Annotated in this window: 21 protein-coding genes; 18 read left to right on the top strand and 3 right to left on the bottom strand. The window is 42.7% G+C overall.

Annotation, left to right across the window (positions count from 1 at the left end; all coding sequences use genetic code 11):
* The first annotated feature begins 100 nt into the window (after nt 1-100).
* The gene (locus tag BQ5796_RS11860) at nt 101-1,717 is read left to right on the top strand and encodes a putative polysaccharide biosynthesis protein (protein ID WP_071460437.1); all 1,617 of its coding nucleotides are present in this window, start codon (nt 101-103) and stop codon (nt 1,715-1,717) included.
* Nucleotides 1,718-1,729: 12 nt separating this feature from the next.
* Nucleotides 1,730-2,443: a pseudouridine synthase gene (locus BQ5796_RS11855; RefSeq protein ID WP_071460436.1), complete on the top strand. Its 714-nt coding sequence runs from the start codon at nt 1,730-1,732 to the stop codon at nt 2,441-2,443.
* Between the two features lie 46 nt (nt 2,444-2,489).
* Here the strand turns inward: BQ5796_RS11855 and BQ5796_RS11850 are convergent, their stop codons facing one another.
* Nucleotides 2,490-2,711 (bottom strand): DeoR family transcriptional regulator, encoded by a 222-nt coding sequence (locus tag BQ5796_RS11850; RefSeq protein WP_071460435.1) that lies wholly within the window; start codon nt 2,709-2,711, stop codon nt 2,490-2,492.
* A gap of 438 nt (nt 2,712-3,149) precedes the next feature.
* Here BQ5796_RS11850 and pepV point away from each other — a divergent pair, with 438 nt between their 5' ends.
* The 6 genes from pepV (at nt 3,150) to BQ5796_RS11820 (ending at nt 10,116) form a co-directional block, all read left to right on the top strand.
* Complete coding sequence (gene pepV / locus BQ5796_RS11845; protein ID WP_071460434.1) at nt 3,150-4,571, top strand: dipeptidase PepV; 1,422 nt, start codon at nt 3,150-3,152, stop codon at nt 4,569-4,571.
* 14 nt (nt 4,572-4,585) lie between these two features.
* Nucleotides 4,586-5,455, top strand: coding sequence for a D-amino-acid transaminase (dat, locus tag BQ5796_RS11840; protein ID WP_071460433.1), 870 nt, complete (start codon nt 4,586-4,588; stop codon nt 5,453-5,455).
* A gap of 145 nt (nt 5,456-5,600) precedes the next feature.
* Complete coding sequence (thpR, locus tag BQ5796_RS11835) at nt 5,601-6,155, top strand: RNA 2',3'-cyclic phosphodiesterase (RefSeq protein WP_083413107.1); 555 nt, start codon at nt 5,601-5,603, stop codon at nt 6,153-6,155.
* A 20-nt stretch (nt 6,156-6,175) separates the two neighbouring features.
* A complete protein-coding gene (locus BQ5796_RS11830; RefSeq protein ID WP_071460431.1) occupies nt 6,176-6,961 on the top strand; it encodes a hypothetical protein in 786 nt (261 codons plus the stop codon).
* A gap of 25 nt (nt 6,962-6,986) precedes the next feature.
* Nucleotides 6,987-9,152, top strand: coding sequence for a type I pullulanase (gene pulA, locus BQ5796_RS11825; RefSeq protein WP_071460430.1), 2,166 nt, complete (start codon nt 6,987-6,989; stop codon nt 9,150-9,152).
* Nucleotides 9,153-9,333: 181 nt separating this feature from the next.
* A complete protein-coding gene (locus tag BQ5796_RS11820; protein WP_071460429.1) occupies nt 9,334-10,116 on the top strand; it encodes a phosphotransferase family protein in 783 nt (260 codons plus the stop codon).
* Between the two features lie 2 nt (nt 10,117-10,118).
* Here BQ5796_RS11820 and BQ5796_RS11815 read toward each other — a convergent pair whose 3' ends face one another.
* Nucleotides 10,119-10,397 carry a YtzH-like family protein gene (locus BQ5796_RS11815; RefSeq protein ID WP_071460428.1) on the bottom strand — a complete coding sequence of 93 codons (279 nt, stop codon included), beginning with the start codon at nt 10,395-10,397 and terminating at the stop codon, nt 10,119-10,121.
* 159 nt (nt 10,398-10,556) lie between these two features.
* Between BQ5796_RS11815 and trmB the strand changes: the two genes are divergently transcribed.
* Both trmB and BQ5796_RS11805 read left to right on the top strand, forming a co-directional pair.
* Nucleotides 10,557-11,204, top strand: a complete 648-nt coding sequence (gene trmB, locus BQ5796_RS11810) for a tRNA (guanosine(46)-N7)-methyltransferase TrmB (protein WP_071460427.1) — start codon at nt 10,557-10,559, stop codon at nt 11,202-11,204.
* A gap of 118 nt (nt 11,205-11,322) precedes the next feature.
* Nucleotides 11,323-12,162, top strand: a complete 840-nt coding sequence (locus BQ5796_RS11805; protein WP_071460426.1) for a YtnP family quorum-quenching lactonase — start codon at nt 11,323-11,325, stop codon at nt 12,160-12,162.
* A 27-nt stretch (nt 12,163-12,189) separates the two neighbouring features.
* On the opposite strand, the gene BQ5796_RS11800 is transcribed toward BQ5796_RS11805, so the two are convergent.
* The gene (locus tag BQ5796_RS11800; protein WP_071460425.1) at nt 12,190-12,504 is read right to left on the bottom strand and encodes a peptidase M4; all 315 of its coding nucleotides are present in this window, start codon (nt 12,502-12,504) and stop codon (nt 12,190-12,192) included.
* 173 nt (nt 12,505-12,677) lie between these two features.
* Between BQ5796_RS11800 and BQ5796_RS11795 the strand changes: the two genes are divergently transcribed.
* From BQ5796_RS11795 to ltrA, 8 genes are all read left to right on the top strand, one after another.
* Nucleotides 12,678-13,751 carry a M42 family metallopeptidase gene (locus BQ5796_RS11795; protein ID WP_071460424.1) on the top strand — a complete coding sequence of 358 codons (1,074 nt, stop codon included), beginning with the start codon at nt 12,678-12,680 and terminating at the stop codon, nt 13,749-13,751.
* Nucleotides 13,752-13,811: 60 nt separating this feature from the next.
* On the top strand, nt 13,812-14,339 hold the full coding sequence (locus BQ5796_RS11790; RefSeq protein ID WP_071460423.1) for a DUF84 family protein: 528 nt from the start codon (nt 13,812-13,814) through the stop codon (nt 14,337-14,339).
* 127 nt (nt 14,340-14,466) lie between these two features.
* Nucleotides 14,467-14,784, top strand: coding sequence for a thioredoxin family protein (locus BQ5796_RS11785; protein WP_071460422.1), 318 nt, complete (start codon nt 14,467-14,469; stop codon nt 14,782-14,784).
* 33 nt (nt 14,785-14,817) lie between these two features.
* Nucleotides 14,818-15,609, top strand: coding sequence for a DUF1444 domain-containing protein (locus tag BQ5796_RS11780; RefSeq protein ID WP_071460421.1), 792 nt, complete (start codon nt 14,818-14,820; stop codon nt 15,607-15,609).
* A gap of 217 nt (nt 15,610-15,826) precedes the next feature.
* Nucleotides 15,827-18,064: a DNA translocase FtsK gene (locus BQ5796_RS11775; RefSeq protein WP_071461280.1), complete on the top strand. Its 2,238-nt coding sequence runs from the start codon at nt 15,827-15,829 to the stop codon at nt 18,062-18,064.
* Between the two features lie 77 nt (nt 18,065-18,141).
* Complete coding sequence (locus BQ5796_RS11770) at nt 18,142-19,239, top strand: nicotinate phosphoribosyltransferase (protein ID WP_071460420.1); 1,098 nt, start codon at nt 18,142-18,144, stop codon at nt 19,237-19,239.
* Nucleotides 19,240-19,456: 217 nt separating this feature from the next.
* On the top strand, nt 19,457-20,758 hold the full coding sequence (gene murC, locus BQ5796_RS11765; RefSeq protein ID WP_071460419.1) for a UDP-N-acetylmuramate--L-alanine ligase: 1,302 nt from the start codon (nt 19,457-19,459) through the stop codon (nt 20,756-20,758).
* A gap of 595 nt (nt 20,759-21,353) precedes the next feature.
* A complete protein-coding gene (gene ltrA / locus BQ5796_RS11760) occupies nt 21,354-22,616 on the top strand; it encodes a group II intron reverse transcriptase/maturase (protein WP_071460418.1) in 1,263 nt (420 codons plus the stop codon).
* Nucleotides 22,617-22,678: the final 62 nt, after the last annotated feature.

Below are 22,678 nucleotides of genomic sequence, written 5' to 3'. Positions count from 1 at the left end.
AAAGGTAAACTATTGATTGTGCTGTTGTAAATCCATCGTTGTAAAAAGCTTTTATATAATGGGGAGCTTCGGCTTAACCCGGTAACAGGAAGGGATATTCATGTCATCGAAGCTGTTAAGAGGTACTTTTATCCTGACCCTTGGAACAATTGTTTCAAAGGTGCTAGGGCTATTTTATGTTATTCCGTTTTATGCGATTGTCAAGGCAGAAGGAACCGCCTTGTATTCCTATTCTTATATCCCGTATACGATATTTATCAGTATCGCGACAGCAGGAGTGCCGCTCGCAGTATCGAAATTTGTAGCAAAGTATAACGCAATGGGAGAGTATGCTGTAGGCCGGAAACTGTTTAAATCAGGACTTGCAGTCATGTTGGCAACAGGAATTGTGTCCTTTTTGATTATGTATTTTACTTCTCCGATCCTTGCTGAAATGTCTATCAGCCCAGAAGATAAAGGCCTCATTGATGTTGCGGATGTCACTACCGTCATGCGTGCGGTTAGTTTCGCGTTGATTGTTGTTCCGTTCATGAGCCTTATTAGAGGTTTCTTTCAAGGACATCAGTCTATGGGGCCTTCGGCTGTCTCACAGGTCATAGAACAAATTGTCAGGATTGCATTTGTTCTTGGGGGTGCCTTCCTCGTTTACAAAGTACTGGATGGAAGCCTTGTTGCCGCTGTAAGCATTGCAACTTTTGCTGCTTTAATCGGGGCGCTTGGCAGCTTAGCTGTCCTATGCTGGTACTGGTATAAGCGAAAGAGCTTTCTTGACGAGCTCCTATTGGAGGATAGGGGAACGATGGATATTTCCTTAAAGGAAATTTATAAAGAAATCATCCTCTATGCTGCGCCTTTTGTTTTCGTCGGTATTGCAAATCCACTTTTTCAGTTCATTGATCAAATTACTTTCAGCAAGGCGATGGCTTCCATCGGAATGCATAACGGGGCATCGGAAGCATTCTCCGTTTTGAACTTTGAATCTCACAAATTAGTCATTATACCGGTTTCATTAGCTACAGCCTTTTCGCTGACACTTGTTCCAAGCATAACGAAATCTTTTGTGGAAAGGGATAGAAAAAGTATGAACCGGCAGCTTGACCAAACTTTTCAAGTGCTAATGTACCTTACAGTCCCTGCCGCCGTTGGTATAGCACTTTTGGCAGAACCAGTGTTTACGGTGTTTTATGAGCATAAGGAACTTGGAACCGAAGTGCTAAGGAGTTATGCACCTGTTGCTATCCTCTTTTCTTTATTCTCTGTTACGGCTGCCATCCTCCAGGGAATCAATGAACAGCGGTTTACAATCCTGAGTCTTTTGACAGGATTGCTAGTGAAATTGACGCTTAATATTCCGCTCATTCGGTTGTATGAGACTCAAGGTGCCGTTCTTGCAACGGCATTAGGATATACTGCTGCAATATTGATTAATTTATATGTCATTCGGAAGTTTGCACGCTACCCCTTCCGTTTTGTTTCAAGGCGAATTGCATTGATTCTTGCTTTAACAGGAATTATGTCCGCTTTTACCATGCTTGTTTATCAAGGGCTGCTGTTGTTCCTTACTCCTGAGAGCAAGGTGCAATCGCTCGTTATTATTGCTGTCGCTGCTGCTGCAGGAGCAGCCGTCTATCTATATCTTGGCCTGCGTTTAAAGCTTGTGGATAAGCTATTTGGCGATAAAGTGGGGAAAATAAAAAGCAAGTTAAGAATGCATTAGGTGGGATGAACAATGAGACTGGATAAAATATTAGCCAATGCGGGTTTTGGCAGCAGGAAGGAAGTCAGAAAACTTTTTAAAAATGGATCTGTAGCAGTTAATGGGAAGTCGGTCAAAGATGCAGGGAAGCATGCTGATCCCTTTGCAGATGAAATTACCGTGTCTGGGGAAACGGTTCGATATAGGGAGTATATTTATCTCATGATGAACAAGCCTCCAGGAGTAGTGTCTGCTACCGAAGACAATTTCGAGGAGACAGTCGTTGATTTGCTCGAGTTTGAAGACGCCCTGTTCCAGCCGTTTCCGGTAGGAAGGCTTGACAAAGATACGGAAGGCCTGCTGCTTATCACGAATGACGGTGCCCTCGCTCATAAGCTGCTTTCACCGAAAAAGCATGTGCCGAAAACCTATTTTGCATTAATAGACAAACAGGTTACCCAGGGAGATATTGAGGCTTTCAGGAACGGAGTCACGCTTGATGACGGGTATTCTACCAAACCAGGAGACCTGAGGATTTTAACCGAGGGAATGCCTTCAAAAATTTTACTCACCATAACAGAGGGGAAATTTCACCAGGTGAAAAGAATGTTCCGTTCTGTTGGAAAGAACGTTCTGTTTTTGAAGCGGGTCAGTATGGGACCGCTATCGCTTGATGATACACTGCAACCTGGGGAATATCGGGAATTGACTGAGGAAGAGTTAGAGTTGTTACAAAAACTAGGATAATAAAAAAAGGAACCGCAGATGCGGTTCCTTTTTTCATATGATGAAGTCATGACGTCATTTTCACTTTTTTTTGTGTTGTTGTCCACTTTCCCCTGCTGGTGCTTTTAACAAGATCATTATAAGCCAGGACGTTTAAATCCCTTTGAATTGTCCGGGGGGTAATGCCAAATTCCTCTACAAGCTCATGGGTTGATACAGTTCCATTCCTAAGGATAAACATGTAGATGGACTTGATTCGGTTTATCATCCGGTTAGTCGAAGGTTTCAAACAACCACTCCCTATCCTTAATAAAACCATTGGCCAAAATCCTGCAACCGACATTTACCTGAAGCTGAGGTTAGACATATGTAGTTTTTGCTGTTCAGACATCTCCTTTATTAAGGTTTCATTATGCTGATTCGAGATGATCTTACCTGCTTTTTAATTATTTTACCCTTTAATTTATTTAATTTCTAGTAAATTAACCGAATTTACAAGAATTTAAACCTTCATCCCTGTTGAAAGTTCGGAAAATGCTGTTTCTGTAAAAACTTTTTTTATTTAAAATAATGCAATCAAACCTCGATATATGTATACTAAACAGAAAATTGTAAAATATTTATCTTTAATTTCCCTTATATCATAGCCCGATACTTTGCCGAAATGAAAACAAAGAGTAAAATAGGAGTCGGCACGATTAAAGTACATAAATCGGAGGAATCACACATGCAATCAATAGAGTGGAGTCAAGAAGTAGAGAAAAGAAAAGACGGCCTAATCAGAGATACCCAGGAACTGCTACAGATTAAAAGTGTCCTGGACGAAGAGAATGCAACGGATCAGGCACCCCTTGGAGAAGGTGTGAAACAGGCTTTAGATTTCATGCTGGAGCTTGGCGCAAAGGATGGCTTTAAGGTGAAAAACGTCGGCAATTTAGCAGGTCACATTGAATTTGGAGAAGGGGACGACATACTGGGGATTCTTTGCCATGTGGATGTTGTTCCAGAAGGCGATGGCTGGACAAGCGATCCATTTGGTGCGGAGATTTGCGATGGAAAGATTTTTGCACGGGGCGCTATTGATGACAAAGGACCAACAATGGCCGCCTATTACGCAATGAAAATTGTTAAAGAACTTGAGCTCCCTCTAAATAAAAGAGTGAGAATGATCATTGGGACGGATGAGGAGAGCAATTGGCGATGTGTTGACCATTACTTCGCACATGAGGAAATGCCGGCAATGGGGTTTGCTCCAGACGCGGATTTCCCAATTATTTACGCTGAAAAGGGAATCGCTGACTTTGACCTCGTTCAACAAGAAGGAAGTAAGGAAGCTGAAGATACTGAAGTGAAAGTAATCGAGTTTTCTTCCGGACGAAGATATAATATGGTTCCCGACTTGGCTCGTACCGTATTGGAAACAGAAAATGGCAGGGAAGAAACAGAACTGCTGCAAAAGTTCGAGGATTACAGAAAATCCAATGGCCTTGAAGGAAAATATCATATTGATAGCGGGCTTCTCGTTTTTGAACTCAACGGAGTTTCTGCCCATGGCATGGAGCCGGATAACGGCAAAAATGCAGGGATTTATATGGCGAAATTCCTTGGAGAATTGCAGATTGATCAAAAGTCCAAGCAGTTTTTCTCCTTCGTCAATAACTACTTTTTTGGCGATTCCCGGGGGAACAGCTTAGGAATTCAATATAACGACAATATAACCGGTGATTTAACTATTAATGTTGGAGTGCTGAACTACTCTCATGAAAAGGGGGGGAAACTCGGCCTCAATATGCGTTACCCTGTCACTGCCAAGTCGGAGGAAATCATGAAGAAGCTGGAAAGTACAATAGTAAAAGAAGGATTCACTATTGAGAACTTTTCCGACTCAAAACCGCATCATGTTGCGGAAGATGATTTCCTTATCAGAACGCTGAAAAAGGTATATGAAGAGCAGACAGGTGAAGAAGCAAAACTGCTTTCAATCGGCGGGGGAACTTACGCGCGTTCACTTAAATCAGGTGTTGCCTTCGGCCCCCTTTTCCCGGGCCGTCCTGACATTGCTCACCAAAAGGATGAGTATATTATCATCGAGGATATGTTAAAGGCTGCCGCTATTTATTCACAAGCAATCATGGAGCTTACTAGATAAAAGGAGATGAACAGATGGATTGGGTTATTCATAATGGAGAAATGTTGGAGCGGAAAAACGCGAAAGTAGATATCGAAGACAGAGGCTACCAGTTCGGCGATGGAGTATATGAAGTCATAAGAATTTATAATGGTAAACTCTTTACTGCTACAGAGCATCTTCAACGGTTAGTGGAAAGTGCGGCGAAAGTGGGTATCACTCTTCCATATAAGGTTGCTGAACTGCAGACCATGCTTGAAGAATTGATTTCCAAGAACGAAGTTGACCTTGGAATTGTCTATTTGCAATTTACTCGAGGTGAGTCCCCAAGAAAGCATGCCTTTCCAGGAATTGATGTAGCACCAACATTTGTGGCGTATACAAGAAAGGTAGATCGCCCGCAAGCGAAGATGGAACGAGGAATGAAGGCCATCACTGAGGAAGATATCCGCTGGCTTCGTTGTGATATCAAAAGCCTTAATTTATTAGGAAATCTGCTTGCAAACCAAAAAGCTACTGAGGCCGGCTGTGATGAAGCTATCCTTCATAGGGGAAATACGGTGACAGAAGGAAGCCATACAAATATCTCCATCGTTAAAAATGGAATAGTTATAACACATGAAGCAGATAATTTTATCCTAAATGGAATTTCAAGGCAGGTCATGCTTAAACTTTGCAAGGAGCATGATATTCCGTTTGAGGAAAGAGCTTTTACGTTAGAAGAACTGAACGCTGCTGATGAAGTGTTTCTGACGGGTACAACCATTGAAGTCGTTCCTGTCATCATGATAAATGAAAAGCCTGTTGGAGTGGGGGTACCAGGAACCATGACAAGAAAGCTTCAAAGCTTATTTGAAGACGAAATTGTACGAGAATGTGGTCCCTTGCTTGAAAACAGGGTGTGAATCGAAAAATGCAGGCGGTGCATCCCGCCTGCATTTTTCGTTGATCTTTACTTATGAATAGATGTAAGAATTTTGATAGAAAATAGTTATAATGGATGTATTGTAAGAGTACAAGAGCCAAACTCCAAAATTGGGGGGATGAATGATGGAAAACCACTTTTTCTATGCTCTGGCACTGCCAGCAGAAGTGAAGGAGGAAATTGGAAGGAGAATGGAAATCATGCAATCCAGTCTTCCTTTCAAGAAATGGGTCTACCCTGAGGATACTCATATTACGCTTGCTTTTTTAGGTCATGCTGAAAATGTGATGTTGAATGCCTCCTTGGAAATGGCAGAGGCAAGGCTGTCGGGATTTGCAGCGTTTCCGATGGAAATAAACGTGATCGGAACTTTCGGGAGCAGGGTTTTTTGGGCAGGTTTAAAGCATGAAGAAATGCTGGGAAAGATAAGAGATACGGTATATCATATCTGCTGTGAAGCAGGTTTCCAGCTGGAAAAACGCCCGTTTTCTCCTCATATCACCTTGGCAAGGAATTGGGAAGGGAAGGAACCTTTATCCACAATCCAACTTATGGAAAACGATCTTTTTGCACAGGAACCATTAAAGTTTGAAGCTAAGAAAGTCGTTTTATATAAGACTCGTGTAGGGAAAGTACCTAAATATGAAAGTGCCCATACATTTTATTTATCCGGAGAATAGTGGCAGAAAGCAGGGAGAGCATGGCGCAATTAATAAAATTACAGGATTATATATCGCGTTATGAACAGGAGATTTATAAGTATCCTACAAGGTATCTATCCTTGAAAAATAGACAGTGGCAAGCAATGAATGAAAAATGGGAGAAAAGAAATTCAGCACACGGAACAGATCACTCCATTGAAAAACGAAAGCAACTTTTCTTAGATCGTTTGTTTCCGCTTCAGTTGAAATGGGCAAGTTCAACAGTTGCAAGAAAATCCTTTATAGATGGTATGTATAAAAATGACGAAATGCTGAAGTTTTTTCTGCAGCGGTTTCCCGATACATTTCTAATAATGTATCGTCCAGTTTTCCTCTTAAAAAAAGCAATGATGGAGGGGGAAATCATTTTTCTGACTCCAACTGCCATATGGTGCATAAAAGTAATCGAACAAGAGAATGATGATGTGTTTATTGGTTCAAAAGCTCGCTTTTGGATTGTAAAGAAACAGAACGGTGATGGAACAGAAATTAATCCGCTTCCAAGCCTTGAGAGGACTGGGGCAATTGTGAAAACACTGATGGAAAGGCATGATATCGACTTGCCAGTTCATCAAGTGATTTTAACGAGAAATGGGTATATTGATTATTCTTTATCTCCCTTTGGCATAGAGTTAATTGATAAACGAAATTACGAGGAATGGTTCAAAGGAATGAGGAGCCAGCGATCGCCTCTGAAACATGCACAGTTAAAAGCCGCAAAATGCTTGCTTCAGTTATGCCTGACAACATCAGTCAAACGCCCGGAGTGGTCCGAAAGATTCTAGGCCGGCATCCTAAGGAGCTGAAAAAATGACAGCAATTGAACGCCTGTATCATGCTTACCTCGACGAAATACAGAAGATTACCATTCTTTTGCCGCGAAACTATCATAATGGCTTTTCTTCACGATTCACTCTTAGGAGCTCCCGAGACTCAATGGAATTGGAAATAGTAGACTGTTATGACCTTCCTGACTGTAAAAAATATGTTTGCACTTCTTCCTACCCTCCTGAAATAGGAGATTGCCATACTGTTTTTGATGAGCATGGCGGCAGTACGGATTTACAGATTGGAGCAGTTATACGAACAGAAGCGTTCGATGAGACCTTTTCATATAATGGGGAATTGGGTGTTGATTATAGCAGGGAAAGAACGGTCTTTAAAGTATGGTCACCGACCGCAACGAAATTACAGCTAATCTTGGCCCAGCCTGGTAGCGGTAGTTTTGAGTCCTTTGAAATGGTAAGAAAGACGAGAGGGATTTGGAAATTAGAGGTAGAAGGGAATCTCGAATATTACCGTTACCGTTATCGGGCAAATATCAACCTTGTCTGGAATGAAGCAGTTGATCCGTATGCTAGAGCTATAGGAGAGAATGGGGAATATGGAGTGGTTGTGGACATGGAAAAAACAACCCTTCCTTCTAAACACCTTCTCCCTCGTTTTGAAAATCCTTGTGATGCGGTAATTTATGAAGTCCATATTCGTGACTTAACATCTCATCAAAACAGCGGGACAATGTATAAAGGGAAGTATCGTGGCGCTGCCGATAGTGATACTGTTAGCAGTGCTGGTATAAGCACGGGTCTTTCTTATTTAGCAGCCCTTGGGGTAACTCATGTGGAGTTCTTGCCTTTTAACGATTTTGAAGGGGTAGATGAAAGGAATCCCGATAAGCAGTATAACTGGGGCTACAATCCTGTCCACTTCAATCTCCCGGAGGGAAGTTATGCAACAGATCCAGATGATCCTTATTGCCGGATTAACGAGTTGAAACAGCTGATTAAAAAATCACATGAACATGGCATAAGGGTGATCATGGATGTTGTGTATAACCATGTGTACATTCGAGAAAATTCAGTGTTTGAAAAACTGGTACCAGGGTATTTTTTTCGGCATGATGAACATGGAATGCCTTCAAATGGAACAGGGGTAGGAAACGACTTTGCTTCAGAACGGAGAATGGGTCGGAAATTTATAGTAGATTCCGTTGCTTATTGGATGAAGGAGTATGAAGTAGATGGCTTCCGGTTTGACTTGATGGGAATTCTTGATATCGAAACAATGCTAGAAGTGAGAGCTGCAGCAGATTGCATAGACAAGACAGCGCTCATTATTGGAGAAGGATGGGATTTGAACACTCCCATTCCTGATTCCTGCAAAGCGAACATTGGAAACCAGCTGAAGCTCCCGCGAATCGGCCACTTTAATGACTGGTTTCGTGATACGATAAAAGGGAGTACCTTTAACCTTTATGACAAAGGTTATGCAATGGGAAATGAGCGGTATGGTGATGCTGCGAAACAAGTGATTGCGGGAAGTGTTGGAGTTGGCAGGAGAAAGGCAGGGCTTTTCTTGGAACCAATCCAATCGGTTAACTATATTGAGTCTCATGATAATCATACCCTCTGGGATAAGTTAGCGATCATCGATCCAGAGTTGGATGTGATGATACAAAAAAAACGCCATAGTCTTGCAACTTCCATCGTCCTTCTTTCTCAAGGAATTCCATTTATTCATGCAGGACAAGAATTCTTTCGTACGAAACAAGGAATCGGAAACAGTTACAAATCTCCGGATACCATCAATTGGTTAGATTGGGACTTGCGTGATGACAACTTGAAGTATATTAACTATTTTAAAGGAATTATTTCTATTCGACACTCCCACCGTGCATTTCGTCTACCTGATACACAGTCAATCAGAAAACATCTTCATTTTATGGATCTTGACCTCCCTATTATCGGGTACTGGCTGAAGGACGTGGAGGAACTCGGTGCATGGGGTCACATTGCAGTTATTATTAATCCATCTCCAACGGCGCGGGAAATTCCCCTTCCGGATGTCGGAGAATGGCATGTACTTGCGGATGACACCCGTGCAAGCAGCAATCCAGCTCGAAAAATGTCTTCCCTTGTTGGCAGTGTGGCCCCTTATTCTTTGCTTGTTGTAGCATCGCGGCACCAACAAAATTGACAAAGGTTTGAGACATGCTTGACCCGCCGCCGAATAGGAGATAAAATTTATAAAGATAGCTATTGCGAGAGTCGGATCGATAGCTGTCTTTTTTATTCTTTTCTGCCATAGCCTACATTGTCGGACAGCATCGCGGCTGGCAATGTTATACGAAATAGTGATTTAATTGAAGGTGAACAACTTGGAAGATTTATTTGGACAAGAATGGGAAATAATACCCGCAGGTGGTGCTACAGGTGCCGCTTATTTTGCACAGCATGAAGAACAGCGCCTGTTTTTAAAAAGAAACTCATCTCCTTTTCTTGCGGTTCTGTCCGCCGAAGGGATTGTTCCTAAGCTTGTCTGGACGAAGCGGCTGGAGAATGGAGACGTTATTACCGCCCAGCAATGGCTGAACGGCAGGGAGTTGAAGCCTGTTGACATGAAGGATGCAAGGGTGGCTGGTCTTTTGAAGAAGATACATGAGTCCGAGCCATTGCTTTCGATGTTAAAAAGGCTTGGTAAAAACCCGCTGGAACCCGATGTTCTTCTTCGTATTCTGAATGATGGGATGGATGGAGAACTTGTTATTCATTCTTCTATAGAGAAAGCCTTTTCTTTTTTGGAAAGCAATGTGAGCAAAGTAGTGGTAGCCGAAAAAGTCGTTTGCCATTGTGATGTCAACCATAATAATTGGCTGCTTTCCGAACAAAATCAGCTGTATCTCATCGACTGGGACGGGGCCATGATTGCAGACCCCGCAATTGATCTTGGGTTGTTTCTCTATTCCTATATTCCGCGATCCAGCTGGTCAGAATGGCTGGAACAATATGGTTTAAAGCTTACAGAAGGATTAGCCCTTAGGATGAAATGGTATGTTGTAGCACAAGCGCTTTCGTCAATCCAATGGCATAAGAAGCAGGACAGGCTCCATGAAATGAAGAATTGGATCGTTTTTCTCGAAAAAGCTTTAGTGCAATCTTAAAATCAAGTAATGTCCCCAATGTCCTCTACCCATTGCGAAAGTCTTTCTTGATGGGCAGTGATATGCTCGTCCAAATCGGATGAATACTTGCCATTTTGGCTGTAAGAGTAGATTTCTTCAAGGACAGGCTTTACGTTATCATGAATGTTGTTGCTAATCATTAAAGACTTAATCAGTCTTTCGAGCTGTTCACATTCGGATACAGACCCACAGCAATCTGATTGCTGATTGGTCAATATATCTTTCATTAAATTTATTTGGTCTTTATGATCCAAAGGCATGCTGTTCACCCTTTCAAATAAAAATTCGACTAAAAAGGAATCCTTCTTATTGTACGGATTCCTTTGATGTTTATTCGTGCAGGAAATCGTTTTAAGCTTGAAAAATGATTGCCTGTCATGTTATGTTTTGAACGATATAATTATTGCAGAGGTGTAGGAATGCGACTAAGAAATAAGCCGTGGGCGAAGGATAAACTCTTGGAATATCCCCAGTATGTTATCCTTGAACCTGAAGCCCACCGTGGTAATTGGAAAGAAGTATTTGGAAATAGCAATCCTATTCATATAGAGATTGGGACAGGAAAAGGAAGGTTTATCCTTGGGATGGCAAAAGCGAATCCGGATATTAATTATATTGGTATTGAGCTTCAGCCAAGTGTCATTGTTTCGGCGCTCGACTTGCTTATAGAAGCTGACCTGCCTAACCTTAGGTTAATGAATGTGGATGCTGCTGAGCTTATCCATTACTTTTCACGAAAAGATGTCAGTAGGATTTACTTGAATTTTTCTGATCCTTGGCCGAAAACAAGACATGAGAAAAGAAGGCTTACTTATAAGTCCTTTCTTTCTGTCTACGAGGAAATCCTTGGCAAAGGCGGCGAAATTCATTTTAAGACGGACAATCAGGGTCTGTTTGAATATTCTCTCATGAGTTTTTCTGCTTATGGTGTTCTGCTGAAATATGTGAGCCTAGATTTGCATAACAGTGATTTTGAAGGAAATATCATGACAGAATACGAAGAAAAGTTTTCAGCAAAAGGAAACAGGATTTACCGTTGCGAAGTGGTATTTCAGAACGGAGCATAGAGAAAGGCGCCTGCCGAATTCGTTTGGCAGGCGTTATTTTAGCGCAAAAAGTTTTAATATTTTAAATCTTTTCTCACACAATGGTACAATGAAACTAAAATGTAAAGGGGGAATTTGCATGGAAAAGCTCCATTTAAAAAATGCGACCATGACTTGGCTGGATGGCGGTGTGACCCATTTAGACGGAGGAGCGATGTTCGGCGTTGTTCCAAAGGCACTTTGGTCAAAAAAATATAAGGTGAATGAAAAAAATCAAATTGAATTGAGGACGGATCCTATACTAATTCAGGCAAACGGAGTAAATTATCTCGTTGATACAGGGATTGGTTCAGGGAAGCTTAATGAAAAACAAAAACGGAATTTCGGGGTAACATCAGAATCTAAGCTAGTCGAATCGCTGCAGGAATTAAAGCTGTCCCCAGAGGATATAGATTACATCCTAATGACACATATGCACTTCGACCATGCGTGTGGACTTACAGAGAAGGCAGGGGAACAATATCGTTCTATTTTCCCTAATGCTCGAATTATTACATCTGAAGTGGAATGGGACGAGATGCGTGAACCAAATATCAGGTCGCAAAATACATATTGGAAGGTAAACTGGGAATGCATTGAAGATCAGGTAGAGACTTTCAAGGAAGAATGGAAACATGGGCTAATAAAAATGGTCCATACAGGTGGCCATAGTGATGGTCATTCTATCCTTATCCTAGAGGACAATGGAGAAACGGTTGTGCATATGGCTGACTTAATGCCGACGCACGCACACGAGAATCCACTTTGGGTGCTTGCTTATGATGACTATCCAATGGACTCTATCGCAGCTAAACAAAAGTGGATGAAGTTTGGAAAAGAAAAAAATGCTTGGTTTACTTTTTACCATGATGCCGTTTATCGTGCTATCAAGATTGAAGATAATGGAAGTATCATAAAGGCTGTCAGAAAAGCTAATTAACAAAAAAACCTGCGACAATCGCAGATTTTATAGTCGATAAACATCGATGATAGATCCTGTAGAAGCATCGGCGACAAACTCGAATTGCTCTGTTTTGCCGTCCTCCATGCTTCTTGAGATACCGCCTTTATATACAGTAAACGAGATTGGACCTTTTTGATAAACTTCCTGATTCATGTTGATCCAGGAGCCAAGGATCGGTCCCTCCTTTTTGAAGGCTGCTTTTGCATGTCCAAGCGCTTTTGAGGCTGTTACAGAACTGTTCCTGGCTGCAGCTTCCTTAAGCGCATAGGCACAAGTTAAACCTGCTCCTACACCGAGGAGAAATGATTTCCAATTCATTGTTAACCCTCCCATTGATTGCTACTTGAAGTTTTCTATTAACATCATAACAAAGATTGGATTTTACCGAAAGTTCGGGCATTTTTATTTCGGATTTCCTCCTTGTTGGTTTACAATAGCAATGATGATACATATTAGATAGTTATCTCTATTTATGAAAGGATGCGGCATAATTGAACGAACAAACACTCGCGCTTTTTAAGACGCTGACAGAACTGCCTGGCGCACCCGGAAATGAACATAATGTAAGAGCGTTCATGAAGGAACAAATTGAGCTTTACAGCGATGAGATCATTCAGGATAAACTTGGAAGTATCTTTGGAGTAAGAAGAGATGTAGAGGATGGCCCAGTGATTATGGCTGCTGGGCATATGGACGAAGTTGGTTTTATGGTAACATCCATAACGGAAAACGGAATGATTCGCTTTCAGACGCTTGGAGGATGGTGGAGCCAAGTGCTTCTTGCCCAAAGAGTGCAGGTTATTACGGAGAATGGTCCAGTGACAGGGGTGATTGGATCCATTCCTCCGCATTTGCTCGATGAAACAAAGCGCAATAAGCCGATGGAAATCAGCAATATGTTGATTGATATTGGTGCCGATGACAAGGAGGATGCTTTATCCATTGGAATTAAGCCAGGCCAGCAAATCCTGCCAATCTGTCCTTTCACACCAATGGCAAACAGTAAGAAAATCCTCGCAAAAGCTTGGGATAATCGTTATGGCTGTGGGCTTGCTATTGAATTACTGAAAGAAACGAAGGGGGATACCCTTCCGAATATCCTCTATTCTGGAGCAACCGTACAGGAGGAAGTAGGCCTTCGAGGTGCACAGACGGCAGCGAACCTCATAAAACCGGATCTTTTCTTTGCAATGGATGCCAGCCCAGCCAATGACATGACCGGTGATAAGAATGAGTTTGGACAATTGGGCAAAGGAACACTACTTCGTATCCTAGACCGCTCCATGGTTACACATCGGGGATTGAGAGAGTTCATCCTCGATATGGCGGAAACGAATAACATTCCTTATCAATACTTTGTCTCTCAAGGAGGGACAGATGCTGGGCGTGTGCATACGTCTAATGAGGGAGTGCCAAGTGCTGTCATTGGCATTTGTTCGCGCTATATCCATACACATGCCTCTATGATTCATGTAGATGATTACGCAGCTGCTAAGGAATTATTGATCAAACTCGTCAAAGCATGCGACAAGACAACAGTTGAAACAATCAGGAATAATAGCTGACGGACGGGGGCAGAGTTTCTGCCTCTTTTTTAGCATTTTAAAGAATAGGAAGTGCAGTGTATGAACATTTCAGTTGGTACAAAAAACCCGGCGAAATTATCAGCCGTTAAAGAAGCATTTCAAGGTTACGATGTTAAAATTACTCCAAATAGTGTTGAATCAGGTGTCAGCAATCAGCCAATGTCCGATTCTGAAACAATCCAGGGCGCGATAAACAGAGCGGAAGCAGCATTGCTTTTGTCAGGGAGTGATATTGGCATCGGGCTCGAGGGAGGGGTACAGGAGATAGGAGATAGCCTGTACCTTTGCAATTGGGGAGCTCTCGTGCAAAGAGGAGAGAGACCGCTCATTGCTGGAGGCGCTAGAGTTCCGCTCCCAAAGGAAATTGCATTAAGGCTTATGGCAGGGGAAGAATTAGGTCCTGTAATGGATGATTATACTGGAAAGAGAAATATCAGAAGCAATGAGGGTGCAATAGGCGTTTTCACGAATAATCGGATTAACCGGACAGGAATGTTTATCCATATTATGGAGCTGTTAATTGGACAGTACCAATACCGGATAACGAATGGAAAGTTGGAGCAGTGAAACAATGGAGGTTAAAAAGAATTCTCAATGGACATTGCTTCCCTGTGGAAGTAAGTCAGTTTTGTTTCTTTTTCTTTTTCACCGCTGTAAAATGGATACAGTGAAAAATGATGGGAGGAAAAATTAAATGAAAAAACTTGAATCTATGGAACAATTTCATGATATGAAAAACAACGGAAAGCATATGTTTCTTTTTTCGGCTGATTGGTGCCCGGACTGCCGGGTAATTGAGCCTTTTCTGCCGGAAGTCGAGAGCCAATACACCAGCTATACTTTCGTATATGTAGATAGAGATCAATTCCTTGATCTGTGCATCGAATTGGATGTGTTTGGTATTCCAAGCTTTATTGCATACAATAATGGGGAGGAAGTTGGCAGATTTGTGAGCAAAGAACGCAAAACGAGAGAACAAATTGAGGAATTCATCCAAGGGCTGTCAAAATAGCAGCATGATTCCTTGCTCGGAAAGGGTGGGCAAATGGATAGCAAAAAAATGCGCAAAGAGCTGGAAACAAGGCTTAAGCAACAAGGACGCAAGTTTATCTATAACCGGAAAAAGGACGAGCTGAGAATAGAAAATGAGCAAAGCGGCACAGGGATCAACGTTTCACTCCCGGGAACCATTGCCAAATGGCATGAGTGTAAGGAGAAGGCAATTGAAGAGACAGTGTACTATGTTTCCGAAGGTCTTGCTGCTATGGAAAAAAATGCAGAGCTAAAGGGAGAGGAAAAGAAAATTTACCCTGTTATCCGCTCCGCATCATTCCCAGATGAAGCGGAAGCAGGTGTACCGTTTTTCTTTGATATCCACACTGCCGAAACAAGAATTTACTATGCTCTTGATATGGGAAAGACATACAGGTTGATTGATCAAAAACTTCTTGCCCGTGAAGGATGGAGCGAAACGCAGGTGAGGGAAACAGCAATGTTCAATGCAAGGTCCCTTGCAGCTACGTTCAAGGAAGATAGTGTTGCAGGAAATACTTTTTACTTTCAGAACAGCAATGATGGTTATGATGCAAGCAGAGTGCTGAACAGTAGCCTGATGGAGGGAATGGCAGAGAAGATACATGGGACGATGGCAGTCGCTATTCCTCACCAGGATGTTTTGATCGTTGCCGATATCAGAAACGATACTGGGTATGATATACTCGCTCAAATGACGATGAGCTTTTTCACTTCTGGAAGGGTTCCTGTAACGGCACTCTCTTTCTTATATGAAAAGGGAGAATTAGAGCCGATTTTCATTATGGCGAAAAATAAAAAATGAATCAAAAGACTGCCTTATTCATATGGCAGTCTTTTTAGTGGATAAAAGAGGATGAAGTCGGATAGGGTTTCCAATTTTTTGGACTGAAGGACCTAAAAATAATTGATTTATTAATTTATCTCGAAAACAGGCGAATAACTGTTAAAATAGGGAGGAAAAGAAACGGAAAAGAGTGATGTATTTGAGCTGGCTAAAAAAACTGTTAGACTTTTTCATTATGGAAGAGGAAGAAATAATTGAAATAGATGAGAGTAAAAAAGCAGAAGAAAAAACCCATCGAAAATTGCCTCATTATCCTCAAGGAAAAAAAGAGCTGGATACGAGGGTGTTGTATCAGTATCCGAAAGGAAAATTCAAATTCCCGCTAATACCAGATGCAGGTTTGAATGAACAAGAAAAAATGAGGAGGAAGAGACCCGCAACTTCAGGACAAACTAAACGTCCGGATGTGGCTGTGAAACCGACAGTTCATAAGCCTGATGCTGATTTCACTACAGAAGGGGTGAGCGGCAAGGTGGAGAGGCCCTACAAGAAATCTAGGCAGCCTTTCCGGCCAACGGAAATCCCTTCACCAATTTATGCTTTCAGCAGGCCAAAGAAGGAAACGGTCATTGAAGTGGAACTTTCTGGTTTCTCAAATAAGCAGCGAGAAAATGAAGATTTACTAAAAACGATTGCTGAAGAAGAAACGGAAACGGCAGCAGTGACAGCAGAAAAGACATTCTATCCATCGAAAGAAGAAACCAATCATGCTGCCGTAATGGAAGCAAAAACGGAATTAAAGTCAGAACTAGAACCGAAACCGGAACCAAAGCTAGAATCGGAACTAGAGCCAAAGTCCGACCCTGCCCCACGCCGCCATGTTCCTTTCAATGTCATGATGCTCAAGAGCGACAAAAATAAGCAAAAAATTTCTCCTAATAGGCAAAGATCGGTGGAAGTGTCGCAGGTTCAGAGGGGAGTTAAAAGGGAAAGCGCAACACCTGGAAACAGGATAACAAATGCTGTCGATAAGGAAAGTGCTGATAGTGATTATTCCGTGCCCCCAACTAGCCTTCTGGATCCTCCTGTTCATCTTGAGGCAGACTGGGACTGGCTTGATGAACAAGAAATTTTATTAAATCAAACCATGAACAATTTTAATGTAGGAGCAAAAGTTGTTCATGTGACTCAAGGTCCTTCCGTCACTCGATTTGAAGTTCAGCCAGACCCTGGCGTGAAAGTCAATAAAATTACGAATCTGTCGGATGATATCAAACTGAGCCTAGCAGCGAAGGATATCAGGATAGAGGCGCCAATACCTGGAAAGCATACCATTGGAATTGAAGTGCCAAATGAAAAAAGCAGGCCGGTCCAAATTAGTGAAATTATCGGAAATGAAAGCTTTGGAGAATCCTCCTCGCCGCTTGCTGTTGCGCTAGGACTCGATATTTCAGGAAAGCCGATCATCACTGATTTGAGAAAGATGCCGCATGGCCTGATTGCTGGTGCAACAGGTTCCGGAAAGAGTGTGTGTATCAATACGATGATTGTAAGTCTTTTGTTCAAAGCACATCCTGATGAAGTCAAGCTGTTGCTGATCGATCCGAAAATGGTGGAGCTTGCGCCTTATAATCATATCCCGCATCTTGTCAGTCCGGTCATTACAGATGTGAAAGCTGCCACCGCAGCCTTAAAATGGGCAGTGGAAGAAATGGAACGAAGGTATGCCCTATTTGCCCATACTGGAGTAAGGGATATTGGTAGGTTCAATTCATTGGCGGAAGAACAAAAGCGCGATGGAGATAAATTGCCGCTTATCGTTATTGTCATTGACGAACTTGCTGACTTGATGATGATGTCACCAGCGGATGTGGAAGAAGCGATTTGCAGGATAGCCCAAAAGGCGAGGGCTTGCGGCATTCATTTGATTATCGCTACTCAACGTCCTTCCGTGGATGTCATTACGGGTCTTATTAAGGCGAACGTTCCTACAAGGATTGCGTTCTCTGTTTCCTCACAAGTTGATTCCCGTACGATTATTGATATAGGCGGAGCAGAAAAGCTTCTAGGCAAAGGAGATATGCTTTTCCTTGAAAATGGGGCATCCAAGCCCTTCCGTCTGCAGGGTACATTTGTATCAGATCGCGAAATAGATGATATTGTTGCTTTTGTGAGAAAGCAGAAAGAACCGAAATATTTGTTTGAACAGGATGAATTGATAAAGAGAAGCCAAGTGACGGAAGAAGAGGATGAGCTTTTCTTTGAAGCGTGTGAATTTGTCATCGAACAGGGGACCGCATCGACTTCCAGTGTCCAAAGAAGGTTTAAAGTAGGCTATAACCGTGCTGCCAGGCTCATTGATATGATGGAAAAACAAGGATTCATTTCGGAAGGCAGAGGGAGCAGGCCAAGGGATGTCCTTATTTCCCCAACGGATCTGGAGGCAATACAAGAGACTAGTATACTTGTTTAATAAGTGGTATTCTTTTAATTGCGTTGTCATGAGTTCATGACTTATTAAGTTAAGGTCTATGTTGAAGGAGTTTATCAATGAAAGAAATCGAACTGAAGATGCAGGGGAAGATAAGCCGCCTGACAAACAAAACTTTCAAATTCGATGAAAGGATAAGAGACGGCTGGTTTTCTGCTGTATACTTCCTGAAAACGAGGGAAATTGTCGAAAAATACTTCAGAGACAACATAGTCACCATGCAATTTTTCCAGCGTAATGAAGCTGTCCTATGCGGGACAGATGAAGCTATCGCCCTTATCAAGACTTTTGCGGATAAACCGGATGGACTTGAAATATATTCACTTAAAGACGGCGATAAAATCAAACCATTTGAAACGGTTTTGACCATAACAGGTCCATATCAGGATTTCGGTTATTTGGAAGGGCTGATTGATGGAATCCTCGCGAGGAGAACTTCGGTTGCTACGAATGTGTATAATGTGGTGAAAGCCGCCAGCTGTGCAGGCAGAAACAAGCCGGTCATTTTTATGGGGGATAGGGATGACCACTTTACGACGCAGGCAGGGGATGGATATGCAGCCTATATAGGAGGATCATCCGCCCAGGCAACCCATGCAATGAGTGAATGGTGGGGCAAAAAAGGAATGGGCACGATGCCGCATGCGCTCATCCAGATGTTTAACGGAGATGTGGTGGAGGCAACGAAGGCCTACCATGAGACTTACCCTGAGGATGATTTGATTGCGCTTGTCGACTATAATAACGATGCCATTACAGATGCACTCAATGTTGCTAGGACATTCGGAAACGACTTGAAAGGTGTTCGTGTCGACACTTCCAGAACAATGATAGATCAATACTTCCTGAGAAACCAGCATCTTCTCGGAACCTTTGATCCAAGAGGCGTTAATGCTGAGCTGATCTTTGCTTTGAGGAATGCCTTGGATGGGGAAGGGTTCCAACATGTTAAAATTGTTGTCAGCGGGGGATTCAATGAAACAAGAATTGCTGAATTTGAAAAAAGTGGTGTACCCGTTGACATGTACGGGGTAGGTGGAAGTTTATTGAAAATAAATGTAGGCTTTACCGGTGACAATGTTCTGTTGAACGGACAGCACCAGGCCAAGGCCGGACGAAAGCTAATGCCTAATCCACGGCTCCAAAGGGTGGATTGAAATAGTGGTTTACGGGCTGCAGGCTACGGGTATATACTTTGCTGCCTCCCTTGGCTTCCTGCAGGGCACATAGTTTTTGCAAGGGAAAGATGATATAATGTTCTAAAATTAAAGAGATTAAAGTTATCAATGTATTTGCAGCAGGCGGTGCAATAGCAAACAAATAGCACCGCTCATATACTGTGTTACATACAGACGTTTGTTGGAGGTTCTTTATATGACTATTTACCATTTCGTAGGTATAAAGGGGTCTGGAATGAGCGCTTTGGCTCAGATTCTACATGATATGAACTATGAAGTGCAAGGCTCTGACGTAGAGAAGCATTTTTTCACCCAGGACGCCCTTGAACAATCGGGAATAAAGATCCTTCCGTTCCAAAAGGAGAATATAAAGCCCGGCATGACCATCATTGCCGGCAATGCTTTCCCAGACACCCACGAAGAAATTGAAGAGGCAATGAAGCAGGGCCTGCCTATTGTTCGCTATCATCGCTTTCTTGGAGATTTTATGCAGAATTTTATCAGTGTTGGTATTACGGGCGCGCACGGAAAGACTTCGACTACGGGGCTTCTTGCGCATGTCATGGGTGGAGCAAAGCCAACGTCGTACCTGATTGGAGACGGAACAGGTAAGGGGGAAAAGGAATCGGAGTATTTTGTCTTTGAAGCATGCGAATACCGCCGTCACTTTTTATCCTACTTCCCTGATTATGCAATCATGACGAACATTGATTTCGACCATCCGGATTATTTTGCAAATATAGATGATGTTTTTTCTGCCTTCCAGGACATGGCTTGGCAAGTTAAAAAAGGAATCTTTGCTTGCGGCGATGATGAGCAATTGCAGAAAATCCAGGCGAAGGTACCTGTGTTATTTTACGGTTTTGCAGAGGAAAACGACTTCCAAGCGAGGAATATTGTCAAGTCTACGGAAGGTACTTCCTTTGATGTCTTTGTACGCAATACTTTCTACGGAGCTTTTTCTGTTCCTGCATACGGAGATCATAATATTTTAAACGCGCTTGCTGTTATTGCTCTTTGCCAATATGAAGGAATGGAAAAAAACATGATTGCAGAAGGCCTTTCCACCTTTAAAGGTGTTAAGCGCCGCTTCTCTGAAAAAGAAATCGGAGATCAAATTATCATTGACGATTATGCACATCACCCAACCGAAATTAAAGCAACTGTTAATGCAGCTAATCAAAAGTATCCTGATAAGGAAATTGTAGCAGTATTCCAGCCACACACATTTACAAGGACTCAAAAATTCTTACAACAGTTTGCTGATAGCCTCAATATGGCTGACAAAGTATACCTTTGTGACATATTTGGTTCTGCAAGAGAGAATCATGGAAAGCTTTCGATTGAAGATCTTAGAGAAAAAATTCCAGGAGCTGAAATTATTTCAGAACATGGAATGGAAATACTTAAAGAACATAGCAATGCTGTCATTCTTTTCATGGGCGCTGGAGACATTCAAAAGTTCCAAGCAGCCTACGAAAAACAGCTTCATCAGTAATAACATCAAAAAGAGGGTTTGGAATGAATATTCCAGATCCTCTTTTTGTGTGCCCGGCATGGGTACAGGCTCTAAGGTGAAAGTCCTGAACAGTGAAGGCAGTAGTAGCTGTAGCTCAAGACAAGGGTATAAGGGGCGACCCTTATATCTGAAGGAAGTCGGCGGCAAACTTCCGCTCCGAGGAACACGAACCTCATATAAGGCTAGGTGGCATTGGGTGAGTCTGCAAAACAAGACAAAGCCCTTACTGCCGAAGGTGCCACAGAGTAAATGAGGCGGAGACGTGGAAGGAAAGTCTGTACTCTTACCCGGGGAGAACCTGTCGGAATGCCGTACTCATGCGGTAAGCCTATCCGTGAGGGTAGGTTGAACGGCAGGCGTCAGCAGAAGCCATAGTACTTGTCCGCTTAAGAGGATAAGGAAGGGCTGAACCAGTTATGGAAAATAGGGGCTAGGCGAATCTTGCCATTCAGTGAAACAGAAAACAGAGAAACCTGTCTATTGAAAGAAATGGTGAATCCATGGGGGTCAATAGGACAGGGTGGAGAATGGAAGAACACAAACAGAAACCCTATTTACGCAGGAGGTTATATCAATGTTAATGGAACGAATCCTGTCACGGGAAAATCTACTTAACGCGATTAAAAGAGTAGAAAAGAACAAGGGAAAGCATGGAGTGGACGGAATGCCCGTCACCGCTCTGCGCGCACATATCGTGGATAACTGGAGCGAACTGCGCAAATCCCTTGCCGAGGGAACCTATGTCCCTTCCCCCGTCCGTCGAGTCGAAATCCCGAAACCAGACGGCAAAGGGAAAAGAAAATTAGGAATCCCGACCGTGACGGACCATTTCATTCAACAGGCAATAACCCAGGTGCTTACCAGAATGTACGACCCAGGCTTTTCTGAAAGTAGTTTTGGGTTCCGGCCGAACAGGCGGGCGCACCAGGCAGTCAAACTAGCGCAAAGCTACATGGAAGAAGGATATAGATGGGTGGTAGACATTGACCTCGAAAAGTTCTTCGATAAGGTTAACCACGACAGGTTAATGAGTAAATTAGCCGGGAGAATAGAGGATAAATCCTTACTCCGTTTGATTCGACGATTCCTAACCGCGGGTGTTATGGAAGGCGGACTTCTCAGTCCGAACCAGGAAGGCACTCCGCAAGGAGGACCATTAAGCCCCCTCCTGTCCAATATAGTCCTGGATGAACTGGATAAGGAATTAGAGCGCAGAGGACACAGGTTTGTCAGGTATGCGGATGATTGCAACATCTATGTGAAATCCAAAAGGGCTGGAGAAAGAGTAATGAGAGCAATGACTCATTTTATAGAGGGGAAGCTTAAGCTGAAGGTGAACAAGGAGAAAAGTGCCGTAGACCGACCGTGGAAGAGAAAATTTCTCGGCTTCAGTTTCACAAGCAACCTAAAACCGAAGGTGAGAATATCACCTCAAGCAATAAAACGGTTTAAGGATAAAGCTAGGAAATTGACTAGCAGGCGAAGTTCAATCTCTATGGAGACAAGGATTCATATCCTAAATGAATATCTAGTGGGGTGGGTCAACTATTACCACCTGGCTGATACCCGGTCAGTAATTGTTAGCCTGGAAGGCTGGCTAAATCGAAGAATGCGAATGATTAGGTGGAAGGAATGGAAACTTCCTCGAACCAAAGTCAGGAAACTCATCGAACTGGGTGTACCAAGAGGAAAAGCTTACGAATGGGGAAATACGAGGAAAGCCTATTGGAGAATATCCAAGAGCCCAATTCTTCATAAAACCCTAGGGAAAGCCTACTGGCTTTCCCTAGGGTTAAAAAGTATTTCTGCAAGATATGACATACAGCGTCAGACATAACTGGAACCGCCGTATACGGAACCGTACGTACGGTGGTGTGAGAGGGACGGAGGTTAGTCACC

It is taken from the genome of Bacillus massilinigeriensis (assembly GCF_900111815.1).
In the GTDB taxonomy this organism is placed as follows: Bacteria; Bacillota; Bacilli; order Bacillales; family Cytobacillaceae; genus Mesobacillus_C; species Mesobacillus_C mediterraneensis.
Note: the sequence above shows the minus strand (reverse complement) of the source record. Positions and strands in the feature narration are given on the sequence as shown.

Excerpts from the sequence above, each read along its gene's own strand:
- BQ5796_RS11800 (WP_071460425.1), bottom strand. The coding sequence starts at position 12,504 with ATGAATTGGAAATCATTTCTCCTCGGTGTAGGAGCAGGTTTAACTTGT.
- thpR (WP_083413107.1), top strand. The coding sequence starts at position 5,601 with ATGGAAAACCACTTTTTCTATGCTCTGGCACTGCCAGCAGAAGTGAAG.
- murC (WP_071460419.1), top strand. The coding sequence starts at position 19,457 with ATGACTATTTACCATTTCGTAGGTATAAAGGGGTCTGGAATGAGCGCT.
- BQ5796_RS11785 (WP_071460422.1), top strand. The coding sequence starts at position 14,467 with ATGAAAAAACTTGAATCTATGGAACAATTTCATGATATGAAAAACAAC.
- BQ5796_RS11775 (WP_071461280.1), top strand. The coding sequence starts at position 15,827 with ATGGAAGAGGAAGAAATAATTGAAATAGATGAGAGTAAAAAAGCAGAA.
- BQ5796_RS11855 (WP_071460436.1), top strand. The coding sequence starts at position 1,730 with ATGAGACTGGATAAAATATTAGCCAATGCGGGTTTTGGCAGCAGGAAG.
- BQ5796_RS11860 (WP_071460437.1), top strand. The coding sequence starts at position 101 with ATGTCATCGAAGCTGTTAAGAGGTACTTTTATCCTGACCCTTGGAACA.
- pulA (WP_071460430.1), top strand. The coding sequence starts at position 6,987 with ATGACAGCAATTGAACGCCTGTATCATGCTTACCTCGACGAAATACAG.
- BQ5796_RS11805 (WP_071460426.1), top strand. The coding sequence starts at position 11,323 with ATGGAAAAGCTCCATTTAAAAAATGCGACCATGACTTGGCTGGATGGC.
- BQ5796_RS11780 (WP_071460421.1), top strand. The coding sequence starts at position 14,818 with ATGGATAGCAAAAAAATGCGCAAAGAGCTGGAAACAAGGCTTAAGCAA.
- ltrA (WP_071460418.1), top strand. The coding sequence starts at position 21,354 with ATGTTAATGGAACGAATCCTGTCACGGGAAAATCTACTTAACGCGATT.
- BQ5796_RS11790 (WP_071460423.1), top strand. The coding sequence starts at position 13,812 with ATGAACATTTCAGTTGGTACAAAAAACCCGGCGAAATTATCAGCCGTT.
- BQ5796_RS11815 (WP_071460428.1), bottom strand. The coding sequence starts at position 10,397 with ATGCCTTTGGATCATAAAGACCAAATAAATTTAATGAAAGATATATTG.
- pepV (WP_071460434.1), top strand. The coding sequence starts at position 3,150 with ATGCAATCAATAGAGTGGAGTCAAGAAGTAGAGAAAAGAAAAGACGGC.
- trmB (WP_071460427.1), top strand. The coding sequence starts at position 10,557 with ATGCGACTAAGAAATAAGCCGTGGGCGAAGGATAAACTCTTGGAATAT.
- BQ5796_RS11770 (WP_071460420.1), top strand. The coding sequence starts at position 18,142 with ATGAAAGAAATCGAACTGAAGATGCAGGGGAAGATAAGCCGCCTGACA.
- BQ5796_RS11830 (WP_071460431.1), top strand. The coding sequence starts at position 6,176 with ATGGCGCAATTAATAAAATTACAGGATTATATATCGCGTTATGAACAG.
- dat (WP_071460433.1), top strand. The coding sequence starts at position 4,586 with ATGGATTGGGTTATTCATAATGGAGAAATGTTGGAGCGGAAAAACGCG.